General features: G+C 65.8%; 13 protein-coding genes. 8 read left to right on the plus strand and 5 right to left on the minus strand.

Annotation, left to right across the window (positions count from 1 at the left end; translation table 11 throughout):
- Window positions 1–9: 9 nt before the first annotated feature.
- On the minus strand, window positions 10–1,242 hold the full coding sequence (locus APT59_RS10445; protein WP_059314782.1) for an MFS transporter: 1,233 nt from the start codon (window positions 1,240–1,242) through the stop codon (window positions 10–12).
- Between the two features lie 178 nt (window positions 1,243–1,420).
- Here APT59_RS10445 and APT59_RS10450 point away from each other — a divergent pair, with 178 nt between their 5' ends.
- Both APT59_RS10450 and APT59_RS10455 read left to right on the plus strand, forming a co-directional pair.
- Window positions 1,421–1,873 (plus strand): MarR family winged helix-turn-helix transcriptional regulator, encoded by a 453-nt coding sequence (locus APT59_RS10450; protein WP_059314783.1) that lies wholly within the window; start codon window positions 1,421–1,423, stop codon window positions 1,871–1,873.
- A gap of 49 nt (window positions 1,874–1,922) precedes the next feature.
- Window positions 1,923–2,186, plus strand: coding sequence for a hypothetical protein (locus APT59_RS10455; protein ID WP_059314784.1), 264 nt, complete (start codon window positions 1,923–1,925; stop codon window positions 2,184–2,186).
- 7 nt (window positions 2,187–2,193) lie between these two features.
- Here the strand turns inward: APT59_RS10455 and APT59_RS10460 are convergent, their stop codons facing one another.
- Window positions 2,194–3,393: an MFS transporter gene (locus APT59_RS10460; RefSeq protein ID WP_059314785.1), complete on the minus strand. Its 1,200-nt coding sequence runs from the start codon at window positions 3,391–3,393 to the stop codon at window positions 2,194–2,196.
- 162 nt (window positions 3,394–3,555) lie between these two features.
- Here APT59_RS10460 and APT59_RS10465 point away from each other — a divergent pair, with 162 nt between their 5' ends.
- Window positions 3,556–5,226 carry a methyl-accepting chemotaxis protein gene (locus APT59_RS10465; protein WP_082696324.1) on the plus strand — a complete coding sequence of 557 codons (1,671 nt, stop codon included), beginning with the start codon at window positions 3,556–3,558 and terminating at the stop codon, window positions 5,224–5,226.
- An 18-nt stretch (window positions 5,227–5,244) separates the two neighbouring features.
- On the opposite strand, the gene APT59_RS10470 is transcribed toward APT59_RS10465, so the two are convergent.
- Together APT59_RS10470 and APT59_RS10475 are read right to left on the minus strand one after the other, a co-directional pair.
- Entirely contained in the window at window positions 5,245–6,276 is a 1,032-nt protein-coding gene (locus tag APT59_RS10470) for a GGDEF domain-containing protein (protein ID WP_059314787.1), read from the minus strand.
- A gap of 152 nt (window positions 6,277–6,428) precedes the next feature.
- Window positions 6,429–7,202 (minus strand): IclR family transcriptional regulator, encoded by a 774-nt coding sequence (locus tag APT59_RS10475; protein ID WP_059314788.1) that lies wholly within the window; start codon window positions 7,200–7,202, stop codon window positions 6,429–6,431.
- 98 nt (window positions 7,203–7,300) lie between these two features.
- Here APT59_RS10475 and hmgA point away from each other — a divergent pair, with 98 nt between their 5' ends.
- Complete coding sequence (gene hmgA, locus APT59_RS10480; RefSeq protein WP_059314789.1) at window positions 7,301–8,623, plus strand: homogentisate 1,2-dioxygenase; 1,323 nt, start codon at window positions 7,301–7,303, stop codon at window positions 8,621–8,623.
- A complete protein-coding gene (fahA, locus tag APT59_RS10485; RefSeq protein WP_059314790.1) occupies window positions 8,620–9,918 on the plus strand; it encodes a fumarylacetoacetase in 1,299 nt (432 codons plus the stop codon). The genes hmgA and fahA overlap by 4 nt, the downstream gene beginning before the upstream one ends.
- 3 nt (window positions 9,919–9,921) lie before the next feature.
- On the opposite strand, the gene APT59_RS10490 is transcribed toward fahA, so the two are convergent.
- The gene (locus tag APT59_RS10490; protein ID WP_059314791.1) at window positions 9,922–10,404 is read right to left on the minus strand and encodes an Lrp/AsnC family transcriptional regulator; all 483 of its coding nucleotides are present in this window, start codon (window positions 10,402–10,404) and stop codon (window positions 9,922–9,924) included.
- A 148-nt stretch (window positions 10,405–10,552) separates the two neighbouring features.
- Between APT59_RS10490 and APT59_RS10495 the strand changes: the two genes are divergently transcribed.
- The 3 genes from APT59_RS10495 (at window position 10,553) to maiA (ending at window position 14,651) form a co-directional block, all read left to right on the plus strand.
- Complete coding sequence (locus APT59_RS10495) at window positions 10,553–12,649, plus strand: alpha-ketoacid dehydrogenase subunit alpha/beta (protein ID WP_059314792.1); 2,097 nt, start codon at window positions 10,553–10,555, stop codon at window positions 12,647–12,649.
- A 1-nt stretch (window position 12,650) separates the two neighbouring features.
- Window positions 12,651–13,910, plus strand: coding sequence for a dihydrolipoamide acetyltransferase family protein (locus APT59_RS10500; RefSeq protein WP_059314793.1), 1,260 nt, complete (start codon window positions 12,651–12,653; stop codon window positions 13,908–13,910).
- Between the two features lie 102 nt (window positions 13,911–14,012).
- Entirely contained in the window at window positions 14,013–14,651 is a 639-nt protein-coding gene (gene maiA / locus APT59_RS10505) for a maleylacetoacetate isomerase (RefSeq protein WP_059314794.1), read from the plus strand.
- Window positions 14,652–14,657: the final 6 nt, after the last annotated feature.

Below are 14,657 nucleotides of genomic sequence, written 5' to 3' on the forward strand. Positions count from 1 at the left end.
GCGCCGTCGTCAGCTGGCCTTGCGGCGAGTGGAGGGCAACAGGATGGTGAGCACGCCCAGCAGCGGCATGTAGGAGCACAGCTGATACACGTACTCGATGCCGCGATGGTCTGCCAGATTGCCCAGGCCCGCCGCGGCGATGGCACTGAAGCCGAACATCAGACCAAAGAAGATCCCGGCGATCATGCCCACGTTGCCTGGCACCAGTTCCTGGGCGTAGACCACGATGGCCGAAAACGCCGAGGCCAGGATGAAGCCGATGATGACGCTGAGCACACTGGTCCAGAACAGGTCGACGTAGGGTAGGGCGAGGGTGAAGGGCGCAGCCCCCAGAATCGAGAACCAGATGACCGCCTTGCGGCCGATACGATCACCAATGGGGCCGCCAAAAAAGGTGCCCGCCGCGACGGCGCCGAGAAACAGGAAGAGGTGCAGCTGGGAGCTGGCCACCGACAAGCCGAAGCGCTCGATCAGGTAGAAGGTGAAGTAGCTGGTGATGCTGGCCATGTAGATGTACTTGGAGAACACCAGCAGCGCCAGAATGATCAGCGCGAAGGTCACGCGCCGGCGTGACAGACCATGGCTGACAGGCGCTGCCTTGCGTCCCTTGGCGCTGCGCAGGTGGTTGCGGTACCAGCGTGACAGCCCGTATTGCACACCGATGGCGAACAGGGCGAAGACCGCGAACCAGGCGACATGGGTCTGGCCGTAGGGAATGACGATGGCCGCCGCCAGCAGCGGTCCGATGGCCGTGCCGGCATTGCCACCCACCTGGAAGGTGGATTGTGCGAGGCCGAAGCGGCCTCCCGAGGCGAGGCGTGCCACCCGCGATGTCTCGGGATGGAAGGTGGACGAGCCGACGCCGATCAGGGCCGAGGCGGCCAGGATGGCCGGAAAGCTGCCGACGAAAGCGAGCAGCAGCACGCCGATCAGAGTGCAGACCATGCCGGCGGGAAGCAGATAGGGCTTGGGATGGCGATCGGTGTGGAAACCTATCCAGGGCTGCAGCAGGGACGCGGTGATCTGAAAGGCCAGGGTGATGAGGCCGATCTGGGTAAAAGTCAGACCATAGCTGTCTTTGAGCATCGGGTAGATGGACGGCAGGACAGACTGGATCAGGTCGTTGATGAGGTGGGCAAGGGCACAGGAGGCCAGAATACCGGCCACCAGGGGCGAGGCGCCGGCCACGGCGGCGGTCGGGGTTTCGCCAGGCGACGCTGGCGCGGCAGAGGAAACGGCCATGCAGGTATTACCCTTATTATTTATGTCCAGCCGCTCACTGTGGCATCCTGTGCTATCGGAATCCAGTGCCAGTTACCGAATGTTTCCGGTAGCTGACGCCTAGTAACCACGGTCTTCACCCTGGTTTGGGTCGTTGGCACTGTCCATTCTTTTCACGCTTTTCGTAATGGCAAATCCCATGACAGCCAAAGATCCACTGCTTCTTGACCAACAACTGTGCTTTTCCCTCTATTCGGCTTCGCTCGCGATGACGCAGCTCTACAAGCCTCTGCTCGAGAGCATGGGGCTGACCTTTCCGCAGTACCTGATCATGCTGGTGCTCTGGGAGCACGACGGCCTCACGCTTAAGGAATTGTCCAACCGCCTGCGCCAGGACTCGGGTGCCTTGACCCCGGTGGTCAAGCGCCTCGAAGCGGCCGGACTGGTCACGCGGCGCCGCAGCGCGGAAGACGAGCGCAACCTGTCGATCGAACTCACGCCCGCCGGACGCGCCCTGCGGGAGCAGGCCAGCGGCGTCAACAGCCAGGTCCGGGAAGTCTGCGCCCTGGGTGATGCCGGCCTGGATGATCTGCGGGAAACCTTGGTCATGCTGCGCAATCGCCTGGACGAAGAAGGCACGTCGAGCGCCTGAACCATCGGCGGGTGAGCGGTTCCCATGGCTACAGCCGCCGGGAGTTTGTATGACCTTCACCTATCAGCCCGACCAAGATTATCTGCTCGTGGATCTCACCAGCGGGCGTACGGCGGGCAAGTTGCTGCGCGGCGAGCTGCATATCGCCGAGAGCTGCCATGGCGAGGATCCACGGACCTACGCGTGCCTGTCGGATCAAACCCTGCGCAGTACCCTGGGCGACGAAGTCGGCCAGCGCGAGGGGGATATTCTGACTTTGCGCCGTACCGGCATCCGCTTGCGCCTGGTGCCTTTGGAGCTCGCCTGCGACTAGGGTCGTTTCAGCGTGGACGCTCGCGGTTGCCGAAGAGCCTCCTGAACAGCCAGGCGACCAGCGCCACGTTGACCAGCGCCAGCAGGCAGAGCAGCCCCAGCACGGCCCGAGGGCCGTGGTGCTCCAGCAGGTAGCCGCACAGCAGGGGGGTAGCCGCCTGGCCGAGCAGCGCTGGGCGTGCCATCCGACCCAAGACGGTGGCATAGTCCGCGGGACTCCAGAGCACCAAAGGCAGGGCGCCGCGAATGATGGCCCTGAGGCCATTGCCTGCGCCAAAGATCACCAGCCCCGTCACCGTGACCCAGACGACCCCCGGCCCCAGGGTTACCAGCAGCAGTCCGGCCGCCGTGCAGATCACCGAGGCCAGGGCCGTCCACAGGGGATGTCCGTTGCGGTTCAGCAGGTCGATGATCCGCGAAGCCACCTGGCTTGGGCCCAGGCAGGCACTCAGGGCTACCGCGCTTGCCAGGCTGTAGCCAATGCCTTGCAACAGGGTGATCAATTGGATGGAGATCGCCGTCATCAGCACCGCACCCAGGGTGAACAACGCCGTGAGCACCGTGTACAGCGCCTGGTTCACCGGGGTGGATGGCGCTGCCGTCTGGGTCGAACGTGCGACCGATCCCCTGGCTACCGGCGCGGGCAAGGCGCGACGGTAGAGCGGCCAGATGGTCAGCAGCAGGACCGCGGCATAGGCCAGGCAGGCGCCGCGCCAGCCAAGGTGGGTGACCAACAGCGCCGCGACGGGCCAGGTGATGGCTGTGCAGAAGCCGGATACCAGGGTGATGCCGCTGATCGCCGAGCGTGCCTGGGCGCCATAACAGGTCCCTAGGGTTGCGAACAGCGCATCGTACAGACCGGCGGCCATGCCGATGCCCATCACCACCCACGCCAGCAGGAACAGCGGCAGATGCTGGGCACTGGCCATCAGGATCAAACCAGCCGCCACGCCCAGGCCGCTCAGCGACAGCAGCGTGCGCCCGCCCTGGCGGGCGATCAGCCGCCCACAAGCCGGTGCCAGCAGCCCCGAGACCAGCACGCCAAGGGAGAGGCCGCCATAGACCCACTGGCGAGACCAGCCGGTTTCCTGCACCACCGGATCGGCGAGCACCGCGAGAATGAAGAAGGAGCCGCCCCAGACCAGAATCTGGCCAATGCCGAGCAGCAGGATCTGGAAGGTCGAAGCCTTGGTTGGCGCAAGAGACATGGGTGCGGCGATAGGGGAAGCGAGTGGAGGTTGCGGACCTTAGCCCCAGTAGCCAAGGGCTGCAATCGTCAGATCTTTATTCGGGACGGCAGTTTGTAATCAATCCGACATCTCGCTTGCCTAGGCTCCTCCGCTCGACCGTCTTTCTGCAGTGGCGCCTCCATGGTTCGTTTCCTCGCACGCTTTCGTCGTCCGTCCCGCCGTTCCTGGCTGAGAGTCCTCAAGACCGGCCCGCGAATGCTGTGCTCCTTTACCTTCGCGGCCGTACTGCTCGCCGGGCTCGGCAGCTTTTCCCTGTGGGAGATGCAGCAGTTACGCCGTCAGGCCCTGAGCATGGAGCAGGACTGGTTGCCGAGCATCGCCATCGCCGATTCCCTGGCGATCAATCTTGGCAAGCTGCGCAATCAGGCCTCGGTGGTCCTGCTCAACGCCGAGGATCCGGGCGCGGTGGCCATGAGCAGGATCACCCTGGAGCAGCTGGTCAACGAGACCAATCAGCTGTTTCGCGACTATGAGCCGGTGATCACCGATGCCACCGAGGGCGATTCGATCAAGGCGCTGCACGAGGCCTATCTGCCATTCGTGGACGGTCTGCGCGAGGAAGTACAGCTGATCGAGCAGCAGAAGATCCCGGCCGCGCGGATGCAGCTGGATACCGTGGTGGGCCTCAAGGGCGATCTGATGGACATGCAGGTGCAGCTCCTGCGCGAGCTGAACAAGCAGGGCGCCGCCCAAGCCAGGGAGGTGGCCAACGTCCAGTTCATCCAGGCTCGCGCCATCGTCTGGTCGGTGATCGGTGGCGCCATCGTGCTATTGCTGCTGCTGGCCTGGCGCCTGACCCGTAGCGTGGTGCAACCGCTGCGCCAGGCGCTGGAGATCTCCAGTGGCATTGCCGCGGGTGACCTGCGCCAGACCATCCAGGCCAAGGGCCGTGACGAGGCGGCCCAGCTGCTGCTGACGCTAGAGCGCATGCAGGGCAATCTGCGCGAGGTACTGGCACACACCGGCAATGCCTCCGAGCAGCTGGCGTCGGCGTCGACGCAGATGAGTGCGGTGATGGACGAAAGCTGCCGCAGTCTGGAGCAGCAGACCGCCGACATTCAGGATGCGGCCAATGCGGTCACCCAACTGAACCAGGCGGTTCAGGCCGTGTGCGAGCACGCGACGTCCACCTCTGCCGAATCACAACTCTGCGTCGAGCAGGCCCAGCAAGGCCAGGCGCAGGTCCAGCAGACCCTGGTGGCCATTACCCAGTTGGTGGGCAACGTGGATGAAGCCGCCGCCCAGGCCGATCACCTGGCCGAGCAATCCAAGGGCATCAGCAAGATGCTCGACGTGATCCGCAACGTCGCCGAGCAGACCAATCTGCTGGCGCTCAACGCCGCCATCGAAGCCGCCCGTGCGGGTGATGCTGGGCGCGGCTTCGCCGTGGTGGCCGACGAGGTGCGAGGCCTGGCGCGGCGTACCGGCGAGTCCACCCGGGAAATCGAAGGCCTGATCGACGGCGTGCAGCAGGTGAGCGAAAAGACCGTGATCGCGCTCGATCAGAGTCGCATCCAGGCCAGCCATACCCGCGAGCAGGCAGAGGCGACCTGGCAGGTGCTGGAGGGCATCACCCAGGCGATCACCGCGATCGGTCAGCGCAACGACGCCATCGCGGCCGCCACCGAAGAGCAGACCGCCACCACCGCGGCGGTCGACCGTAATCTGACGCTGATCCGGGATGCGGCGACCCAGACCTCCGCCGGTGCCCAGCAGACCAGTGCCAGCAGCCAGCAGCTGTCGAGCCTGGCCGCCGATCTGCACGGCGCCCTGCAGCGTTTCGAGGTCTAGGGCGCGAGCGGCGTTGGTTCAGGCCGCCAGCATCACCCGGTCGCGGCCTTCCTGCTTGCCGCGATAGAGCGCTTGATCGGCGCGCTCCAGGGCGCTGGCGAAGGCTTCGCAGTCACGGATCTCGCAGACCGCCAGCGTCGCCGTGACCCGCGTGGGACCGCGTTCAAGGGACTGGGTGACCTCGCCTAGCCGCTGGCGAATCCGTTCCGCTACGCTCCAGGCCACTTCGGTCCGGGCCTGGGGTAGCAGCACCAGGAATTCCTCACCACCCCAGCGCGCAGCCAGATCCGTATGGCGGACCTCGCAGCGGATGACATCGGCGATCCGCTGCAGCACCAAGTCGCCGCAGTCGTGGCCGAAGCGATCATTGATGTGCTTGAAGTGATCCACATCGAACAGGATGAGGCTGCCGTTCACGCCGGCTTGCTGCTCCGCCTGGTGAAGAATGCGCCGACGGTTGTACAGGTTGGTGAGGCTGTCGTGGCTGGCGGAATGCAGGAGATCCAGCTGCATCTTGGTGCTGTGATGGAAAGAGGCACCGGTGCCATAGAGCAGCAGGACCAGGGCGCAAATGATGTTGACAGTGCCGAACAGCTTGATTGCCAGGGGCGCCAGGCTGGTGGCGGGATGCAGCAGGTAGCCACCCGCCAGGGTCACCAGGATGCCGATCACCAGCAGCAGGTGGCGTATGGGCGCGGTGCGGTAGTTGTAGATGACGATTGGCAGGATACACAGGACGTAGTAATGGAAGTTGCTGTCCCAGCCCAGCTGCCAGGTGGCGATCCAGGCGTGGGCGACTATCTCACAGCTCATCGTCAGGCTGGCGACGCGATAGCGACGCTGACGCAGGGCCGCCAGGCAACCCACGTAGGCCGCCACGCTGCACACGTTGGCCCAGACCATCAGGGCCTGGTCGAGCAGGACGAAAACCACCAGCAGGGCGACGTGGATGCACATGGCCGCCTGGACCACGGGCTTGGCCACGTCCCAGAAACGTTCGAGCGAATGCTCCAGGGCCTGGTTGCGATCGCGATGGGAAAGAGCACTCATGAAGGGTCACCAGAAAGCAGTGCGCCAATGATAAACGCGCTAAATAATAAGCTTAATGGCAAACGGCCAGCCTGAGTAATCCTTTAGCCGAATGGAGTAGAGAAAGGGCTCAATGGAGCTTGCCGAGCCCTCTGCTCACCGCGCAGGCCGGGCTAGCCGCCCAGGCGGGCGCTGATGGCCTGGGCAGCAGCTTCGAGGCGGGACGCGGCCTCACCTTCGGTGTCCGCGGTGAAACCAGGGGCCGCACCTACCACCGTCAATACTCCCGCGAGGCGACCGCCGACGCCCAGCAGCGGTGCGGAGAGCGCGTTGACGCCGGCCATCAGCAGGCCATGCACGGGCTGGAGGCGGGTCTCGCGCAGTCGGCGGGTGCTGTCGTCCAGGCTGGCAGGCGAGGGGGCTTGCGGCTGCCGAAGTTCTTCTTCCCGCAGCGCGGCGGTCTCGGCATCTGGCAGGAAGGCGTTGAACACCAGGCCCGTGGAGGAGCCGAGCAAGGGCAGCACCGAGCCGACCTGGGTGACCAGGGTAACGGCGCGGACGGCCTGCTCGACCAAAACCACGGTCGGCCCCTTGTTGCCCCAGACCGCCAGGAAGCAGGTCTCGCCGACCTCGTCGCGCAACGCTGCCAGTACGGGCGCGGCCAGTTTCACCACGTCCAGGCGGCCCAATGCCGCGAGGCCGACGAACAGCGCGGCCTGGCCGAGACCGTAGTGGTTGGTCCGCGGATCTTGCTCGGCGAAGCCACTGGCGATCAGCGCTTGCAGATAGCGGTGGACCTTGCTCGCCGGCATGTCCAGGTGACTGGCCAGGCGTGACAGCGAGGTAGAGGGCGCCAACTCGGCGAGCGCCTTGAGGATGTCGGTACCGACTTCCGCGGCCTGGACCTTTTGCCGCCGTGGCGGGGCTTCTTCGAAGGTATTCGTCATCTGCTCGACCGAGTGGGTAAAGGCAGCGTTATAGCTTGACGCTCTCCTGGGTTCAATTTACTTTTTGCGTAAACCTGTTACGCAAATAGGTGGTCCAGTTGAACGTACAACAAGAAGAAGACAGGTCGGCGACCTACCAGTCGGGCTTCGGCAACCATCTGAGCTCGGAAGCCTTGCCCGGCGCGCTGCCGATCGGGCAAAACTCACCACAGCAGGCACCTTTCGGCCTCTATGCCGAGCAGCTGTCCGGTACCGCCTTCACCGTGCCGCGTGCCGAGGCGCGTCGCTCCTGGCTGTATCGGCTGAGGCCCTCGGCGGCTCACGGCCGCTTCCTGCGTTCGACGAGGCAGCTGACCGGAGATGAACCGGGCGAGGCGACGCCGAATCGGCTGCGCTGGAATCCCTTGCCGTTGCCGACAGCCCCTACCGATTTCCTGGACGGCCTGGAACGGCTCGTGGCGACCGCCGCGGGTGATCAGGCCGAAGGCGCGAGCATCTATCGCTATGCTGCCAACATTTCCATGACGCGGGTGTTCTACGACGCCGATGGTGAATTGCTGATCGTGCCGGAATTGGGCCGACTCGATCTGGTCACCGAACTCGGTCTGTTGCGCATCGAGCCGCTGCAGATCGCGGTGATTCCGCGCGGGATGAAATTCCGCGTGGAGATCCCCGAGGGCGGACCGGTCCGCGGTTATGTCTGCGAGAACCACGGGCGCTGCCTGCGGCTGCCCGAGCTGGGGCCCATCGGCAGCAACGGCCTGGCCAATCCGCGGGATTTCCAGGCGCCCGTGGCACGTTTCGAAGATCGGGACGTGCCGACGCGCCTGGTACAGAAGTTTCTCGGCGAGTTCTGGGAAACCGAGCTGGACCACTCGCCCCTGGACGTGGTCGCCTGGCACGGCAACAACGTGCCCTACCGCTACGATCTGCGCCACTTCAATACCCTGGGCACGGTCAGCTTCGATCACCCGGACCCTTCGATCTTCACGGTGCTGACCGCTCCGGGCACCAGCGAAGGCATGGCCAACATCGACTTCGTGATCTTTCCGCCACGCTGGATGGTGGCCGAGCACACCTTTCGCCCACCCTGGTTCCATCGCAACCTGATGAACGAATTCATGGGCCTGATCCAGGGCGCCTACGACGCCAAGGCCGATGGCTTCGCGCCGGGCGGGGCGTCCCTGCATGGCTGCATGAGCGCCCATGGCCCGGATCACCTCTCGACGCAGAACGCCATCGCCGCGGAGCTGCGTCCGCACAAGATCGAGAACACCATGGCCTTCATGTTCGAAACCGGTCGCGTCCTGCGGCCAACCCGTCACGCGCTCGCCTCGCCGCAGTTGCAGCCTGACTATGACGCCTGCTGGGCCAATCTGGCCAAGTCCTTCGTGGCACCTTCCGGAGTACCGCAACCATGACCGCCGACGGACTCAGCTGGGTCGACTCGGCCAACGGCCATGCCGATTTTTCCCTGCACAACCTGCCCCTGGGCGTGTTCAGTCGCGGCCAGGAGACGCCGCGTGGCGGGATGGCCGTGGGTGATCTCATCCTCGATCTGCGCTTCGCTCTCGAAGCCGGGCTGTTCCAGGGCGAGGCGCAGCGGGCCGCGGAACTGGCCGGCGAGGAGACGCTGAATGCCTTCTTCGCCGCAGGCAAGGCGACACGGATCGCCCTGCGCCAGGCGGTGCAGGCGCTGCTGCGGGCCGATCATCCGCAACGTGACCAGCTCCTGGAACTGGGTGAGCACTTGCTGCCCCCCCAGAGTGCCTGCCGGATGCACCTGCCGGCGCGCGTGGGCGACTACACCGATTTCTATGTCGGCATCCATCATGCCACCCAGATCGGTCGGCTATTCCGCCCCGACAATCCGCTGTTGCCCAACTACAAGCACGTGCCCATCGCCTACCACGGGCGCGCCTCGACACTGGGCGTCTCCGGCGAAGCCTTCAAACGCCCCAGGGGCCAGACGCTGCCGCCCGGACAGGAGGCGCCCGTCTTCGGACCCTGTCGCCGGCTGGACTACGAGTTGGAACTGGGCATCTGGATCGGGCCGGGCAATGCCCAAGGCGAGCCCATCGCCATCGCCGATGCGGCGGAGCATATCGCTGGTTTCTGTCTGCTCAACGACTGGTCGGCGCGGGATATCCAGGCCTGGGAATATCAACCTCTGGGTCCCTTCCTGTCGAAGAGCTTCGCCAGCACCCTGTCACCCTGGGTGGTGACCGCGGAAGCCCTGGCGCCTTATCGCACGGCGCAGCCGGCGCGACCGGCCGGTGATCCCCGGCCGTTGCCCTATCTGTTCGACGAGGCCGATCAGGCCGGGGGCGCCCTGGATATCGAGCTGGAGGTGCTGCTGCGCACACCGCTCATGGCGCAGCAGGGGCTGCCCGCCCAGCGTATCGCCCTGAGCAACACCCTGAACATGTACTGGACCGTGGCGCAGATGGTGGCCCATCACACGGCCAATGGTTGCGCGCTGAATCCGGGGGACTTCTTCGGCTCCGGCACCCTGTCCGGTCCGGACGCGGGCAGCTGCGGCAGCCTGCTGGAAGTCACCCAGGGCGGCAAACAACCCCTGCAGCTGCCCGGCGGTGAAACCCGCACCTTTCTGGAGGACGGCGACGAGGTCATTCTCAGGGCACGCTGCCGCAAGCCCGGGCTGCCTGCGATCGGCTTCGGCGAGTGCCGCGGCCGGGTGCAGGCGGCGGACTAGGCGTCAGCCCAGCTGATCGAGGGGCAGGGGTGAGGGACGTTTGATCTCGCGCAACACCACGGCGGAACGGATCTCGCTCACCCCCGGCAACTTGAAGATGACGCTGTGCAGGAAGGCGTCGTAGCTGGCGATGTCGGCGGTGACCACCTTGAGCAGGTAGTCGGCCTGGCCAGTGGTGCTGAAGCATTCGATGATGGCGGGGCAGTCCTGCACCGCGCGCTCGAATTCCTCCACCACGTTTTCCACGTGGCGTGACAGGTTCACCTCGGCCAGCACACAGGTGGCCAGCCCGACACGGGTGCGGTCGACCACCGTGGTATAACCCTGGATGACGCCGTCCTTTTCCAGGGCCTTGAGCCGTTTCCAGGTGGGCGTGGTGGACAGGCCGATGCGCTGGGACAGGTCCTGGACCGAGAGGCGGCCGTCCTGCTGCAAGGCGGCGAGAATTTTCAGTGAATAGCTGTCGCGAGTAGATTCATTTTTCATTTGTTGTTTTCCGTACCTGCTCTTGCTCCGATTATGCGTTTTCCGAGAAAACGGAAAAGCACTTTCTCCGCCCCGGCTCTTACCATCCTGTCCTAGGGATTCGGCGCGCCCGCCGCCGGCACCGCACTCACCACAGGACAAGAACAAGATGACGGTGATTCAGAAGAAGCCTCGCCAGGCCGCGCCTGTACCGGCAGCGCCTGCTCCTCACGCCGCCTATGACTGGCAGCGGGTGGCCTACCTGATGCTGGTCTCGCGCGCCCTCGACGAACTGGAGGAAACGCGGCTGGTGCCCGAGCGCAAGGTGCTCTACCAGTTTTCCGCGCGCGGCCATGATCTGGCGCAGATTCTTTTGGGCCTGTCCCTCACCGATGTCCACGACGCGGCCTGCGGCTACTACCGCTCGCGGCCGATGCTGCTGGCGCTCGGGGTGGACCTGGCCGACGCCCTGGGGTCGTCCATGGCCCGCGCCGGGGGCTATTCCGACGGTCGCGACATCGGTGTGGTGTTCAATCATCCCAATGTGGGGGGTGCCACGGCGCTGCCCATGTGCGGCGGCGTCGGTGCCCAGTACACGCCCACCGCCGGCTGGGCCCAGGCTGTCGAGTACCGCGCCCGGGTGATGGGCGACGCGAGCTTTGCCCGCTCCATCAGCGTGGTGATGGGCGGCGATGGCTCGGTCGCCACCAACGGCTTCTGGTCCGCCCTGACCATCGCCACCACCCAGAAGCTGCCCATGTTGTTCTACATCGAGGACAACGGCTTCGGCATCTCCGTCCCCTCGACCTTCCAGACCCCGGGCGCGGATATCGCCCGGAACCTCGCCAGCTTTCAGGGTCTGCATGTGCTGTCTGGCGACGGTTGCGATCCCCAGCAGAGCGCGGCCCTGATCCAGCAGGCCATCGCCCACGTGCGCGACCGCCAGGGTCCCTGCCTGCTGCGGCTCAAGGTGCCTCGCCTGCAGGGGCATAGCTTCCAGGACACCCAGGCCTACAAGAGCGCGGCGACCGTGAAACGCGAGTGGTCGCGCGATCCCTTGCCGCGCCTGCGCGACTTCCTGGTGCCGGCGAGCCTGTCGGCGCATGCCTGGGAGGCGCTGGAGCGTTCCGCCCACGAGGCCGTCGAGGCGGCGCGGGAAGCGGCCGAGGCCAGACCGGTCAGCGATCCGCAGCAGGTGACCCGCCACGTGTTCTTCGAGGGTGAACCGCAGCTCCGGGGTGGCCAGCATCCCGAAGGCTATGTGCCGCCACCGGTCAGCGAAACACCCACCCCCGCAGGCCAGCGACTGAACATGGTCGCCGCCATCCGCCGCACCCTTGATCACGAATTGGCGGTGAACGAACGAGTCGCGCTGTTCGGAGAGGATGTCGGACCCAAGGGCGGTGTACATGCGGTGACCCTGGGGCTGCAGGAGAAGTACGGCGCCGAGCGCGTCTTCGACACTAGCCTGTCGGAGGAGGGCATCATCGGCCGGGCGGTGGGCATGGCCCTGGCGGGGCTGATGCCGGTGCCGGAGATCCAGTTCCGCAAGTATGCCGACCCGGCGATGGAGCAGATCAATGACTGCGGCACCATGCGCTGGCGTACTCATAACCGCTTCGCCGCGCCCATGGTGGTCCGCATTCCCGGCGGCTTCTTCAAGTGCGGCGATCCCTGGCACAGCCAGACCAACGAGGTCCAATTCGTGCACTCGCCCGGTTGGCGGGTCGCGGTGCCGTCCAATGCCGAGGATGCCGTCGGCCTGCTGCGTACGGCCCTGAGGGGCAATGACCCGGTAATCTTCTTCGAGCACCGCGCCATGCTCGACGCCGCTTCGGCGCGGCGGCCCTATCCCGGTGACGACTTCGTGCTCCCCTTCGGCAAGGCGCGCACGGTGGTAGCCGGCGACGCCCTGACGCTGGTGACCTGGGGAGCCATGGTCGAGCGCTGTGAGGCCGCCGCCGAGGGTCGCTCGGTAGAGGTCATCGACCTGCGCACCCTGATGCCCTGGGACCGCGAGGCGGTACTGGCCTCGGTCAACCGCACCCATCGGTGCCTGATCGTCCATGAGGATCTGGGCACGGCCGGCTTCGGCGCTGAAATCGCCGCTGTGGTCGCCGAGCAGGCCTTTCTGCAACTGGACGCCCCCGTGGCCCGGCTGACCATGCCCGACATCCCCAGTCCGCATCATCCGACGCTGATGGAATTCGTCCTGCCTTCGGTAGCGCGGATCCAGGCCAAGATCGACGAACTGGTGGGGTTCTGACATGAACGATCTGACCGTGCAGAACCCGCCAACGGTGGAGATCCGCGCGCCGCTGGAGCGCGATGGCACCAGGGCCGAGGTCCGCCGCTGGTTGAAGGAGAGCGGCGAGCCAGTCGCCAAGGACGAGCCCGTGGTCGAGCTGGAGACCGACAAGGTGGTGGTGGAGGTCGCCGCACCGGCGGCCGGTATCCTGGAGATACTTCAGGCGGCGGGCGGCGACGTCGAACCGGGGGCCGTGCTCGGCCGTATCGGCGCAGGCGCAGGGCAGTCGCTCGAACCCCAGCCGGGGCCAAATGCGGAAGCCCCACCATCGTCAGAGAGCGAGCGGGTCCGTTTCGATCCCGCGTTGCGACTGTCGCCGGTGGTGCGCCGCCTGCTGGCGGAGCACGACCTGGACCCGGAGGCGCTGGCGGAGCAAGGTACCGGGCGCGACGGCCGCCTGACCCGCGAGGACGTGCTCAAGGTGATTGCCGAGCGCACGCAGCCGGCAGGAAAACAGCCGGTGCCAGCGGTCACCGAGGAAGCAGCACCGGAACGGCCGGCGCCGTCTGCGGGTCCCCGTGTGGCCTCCCAGGTCCCGCACAGCACCCTGCGCCGGACCATCGCCCAGCGCCTGCAACAGTCGGTGACGGTCGCGCCCCATGTGACGACCGTCTTCGAAGCCGACTTTACCGCCGTCGAGGCGCACCGGCGCCGTCACAAGCCGCGGTTCGCGGAACAGGGCGTGCGGCTGACCCACACGGCCTACCTGGTCCTGGCCGCCGTGGCGGCCATGCGCCGGGTGCCGGAGGTGAACAGCCGCTGGCATGACGACTACCTGGAAGTCTTCGCCGATGTGAACCTGGGCATAGGCACCGCCCTGGGCGAGCAGGGGCTCATCGTGCCGGTCATCCACCAGGCGCAGGCGTTGTCGCTGCTGGGCATTGCCACCCGCCTGCAGGAGCTGACCAATGCCGCACGCGGCGGCTCCCTCCGGCCGGAAGAGGTCCGCGGCGGCACCTTCACCCTGTCCAATCACGGCGTCTCCGGTTCGCTGCTGGCCACGCCCATCATCATCAACCAGCCGCAATCCGCCATTCTGGGCGTGGGCGCCCTGGAAAAGCGCGTGGTAGTACGAGAGATCGAGGGTATCGACACCTTCCAGGCGCGGCTCAAGGCCTATGTATCCCTGACGATCGACCATCGGGTGCTGGATGGCAGTCAGGCCAATGCCTGGTTGACGCGCTTCATCGAGGTGATCGAGAGCTGGCCGCTGGAGTAGCGACCAGCCTTGACAAGTCATACGCGTCAGGAGCAAATTCCACTTAACGTAATTGAATTACGCAAAAATAAGAAATGGTAAGGCGATCGCGGGGCAGCCCTGATGGACCTCTACACCTATTACCGCTCGAGCTCGTCCTACCGGGTCCGCCTCGCGTTGGCCCTGAAGGGGCTCGACCATCGCGCCGTGCCGGTCAATTTGCTGAGCGACGAGCAGCGCCAGCCCGCCTACCGCGCGCTTAACCCCCAGGGGCGGCTGCCCAGCCTGCGCCTCGACGGCGGCGAAGTCCTGAACCAGTCACCCGCCATCATCGAATACCTGGAAGAACGCTATCCAGCGGTGCCGCTGCTGCCGCCGGATCCACTGCTGCGCGCCCGCCATCGCGGTATCGCGGCCCTGATCGGTTGCGATATCCACCCACTGCATAACGTCTCGGTGCTCAATCGCCTGCGCGGCCTGGGCCTGGATGAACCGGCGATTCTCGACTGGATCGCCCACTGGATAGGCGAGGGGCTGGCCGCGGTGGAGGCGCAGGTCGGCGATACCGGGTTCTGTTTCGGCGCACGGGGGCTGGCCGACGTCTATCTGCTGCCTCAGCTCTATGCCGCGCGGCGTTTCCAGGTGGACCTGTCGGTCTACCCGCGCCTGCTGCGCGTGGAGGCCTTGGCCGCAGCCGATCCCGCCTTTCAACAGGCCCACCCCGCGATGCAACCGGATAGCCCGAAACGGGTGGCCTCGTGAAATTCC

Origin of the sequence: Pseudomonas oryzihabitans, from assembly GCF_001518815.1 — a bacterium.
GTDB classification, from domain to species: domain Bacteria; phylum Pseudomonadota; class Gammaproteobacteria; order Pseudomonadales; family Pseudomonadaceae; genus Chryseomonas; species Chryseomonas oryzihabitans_E.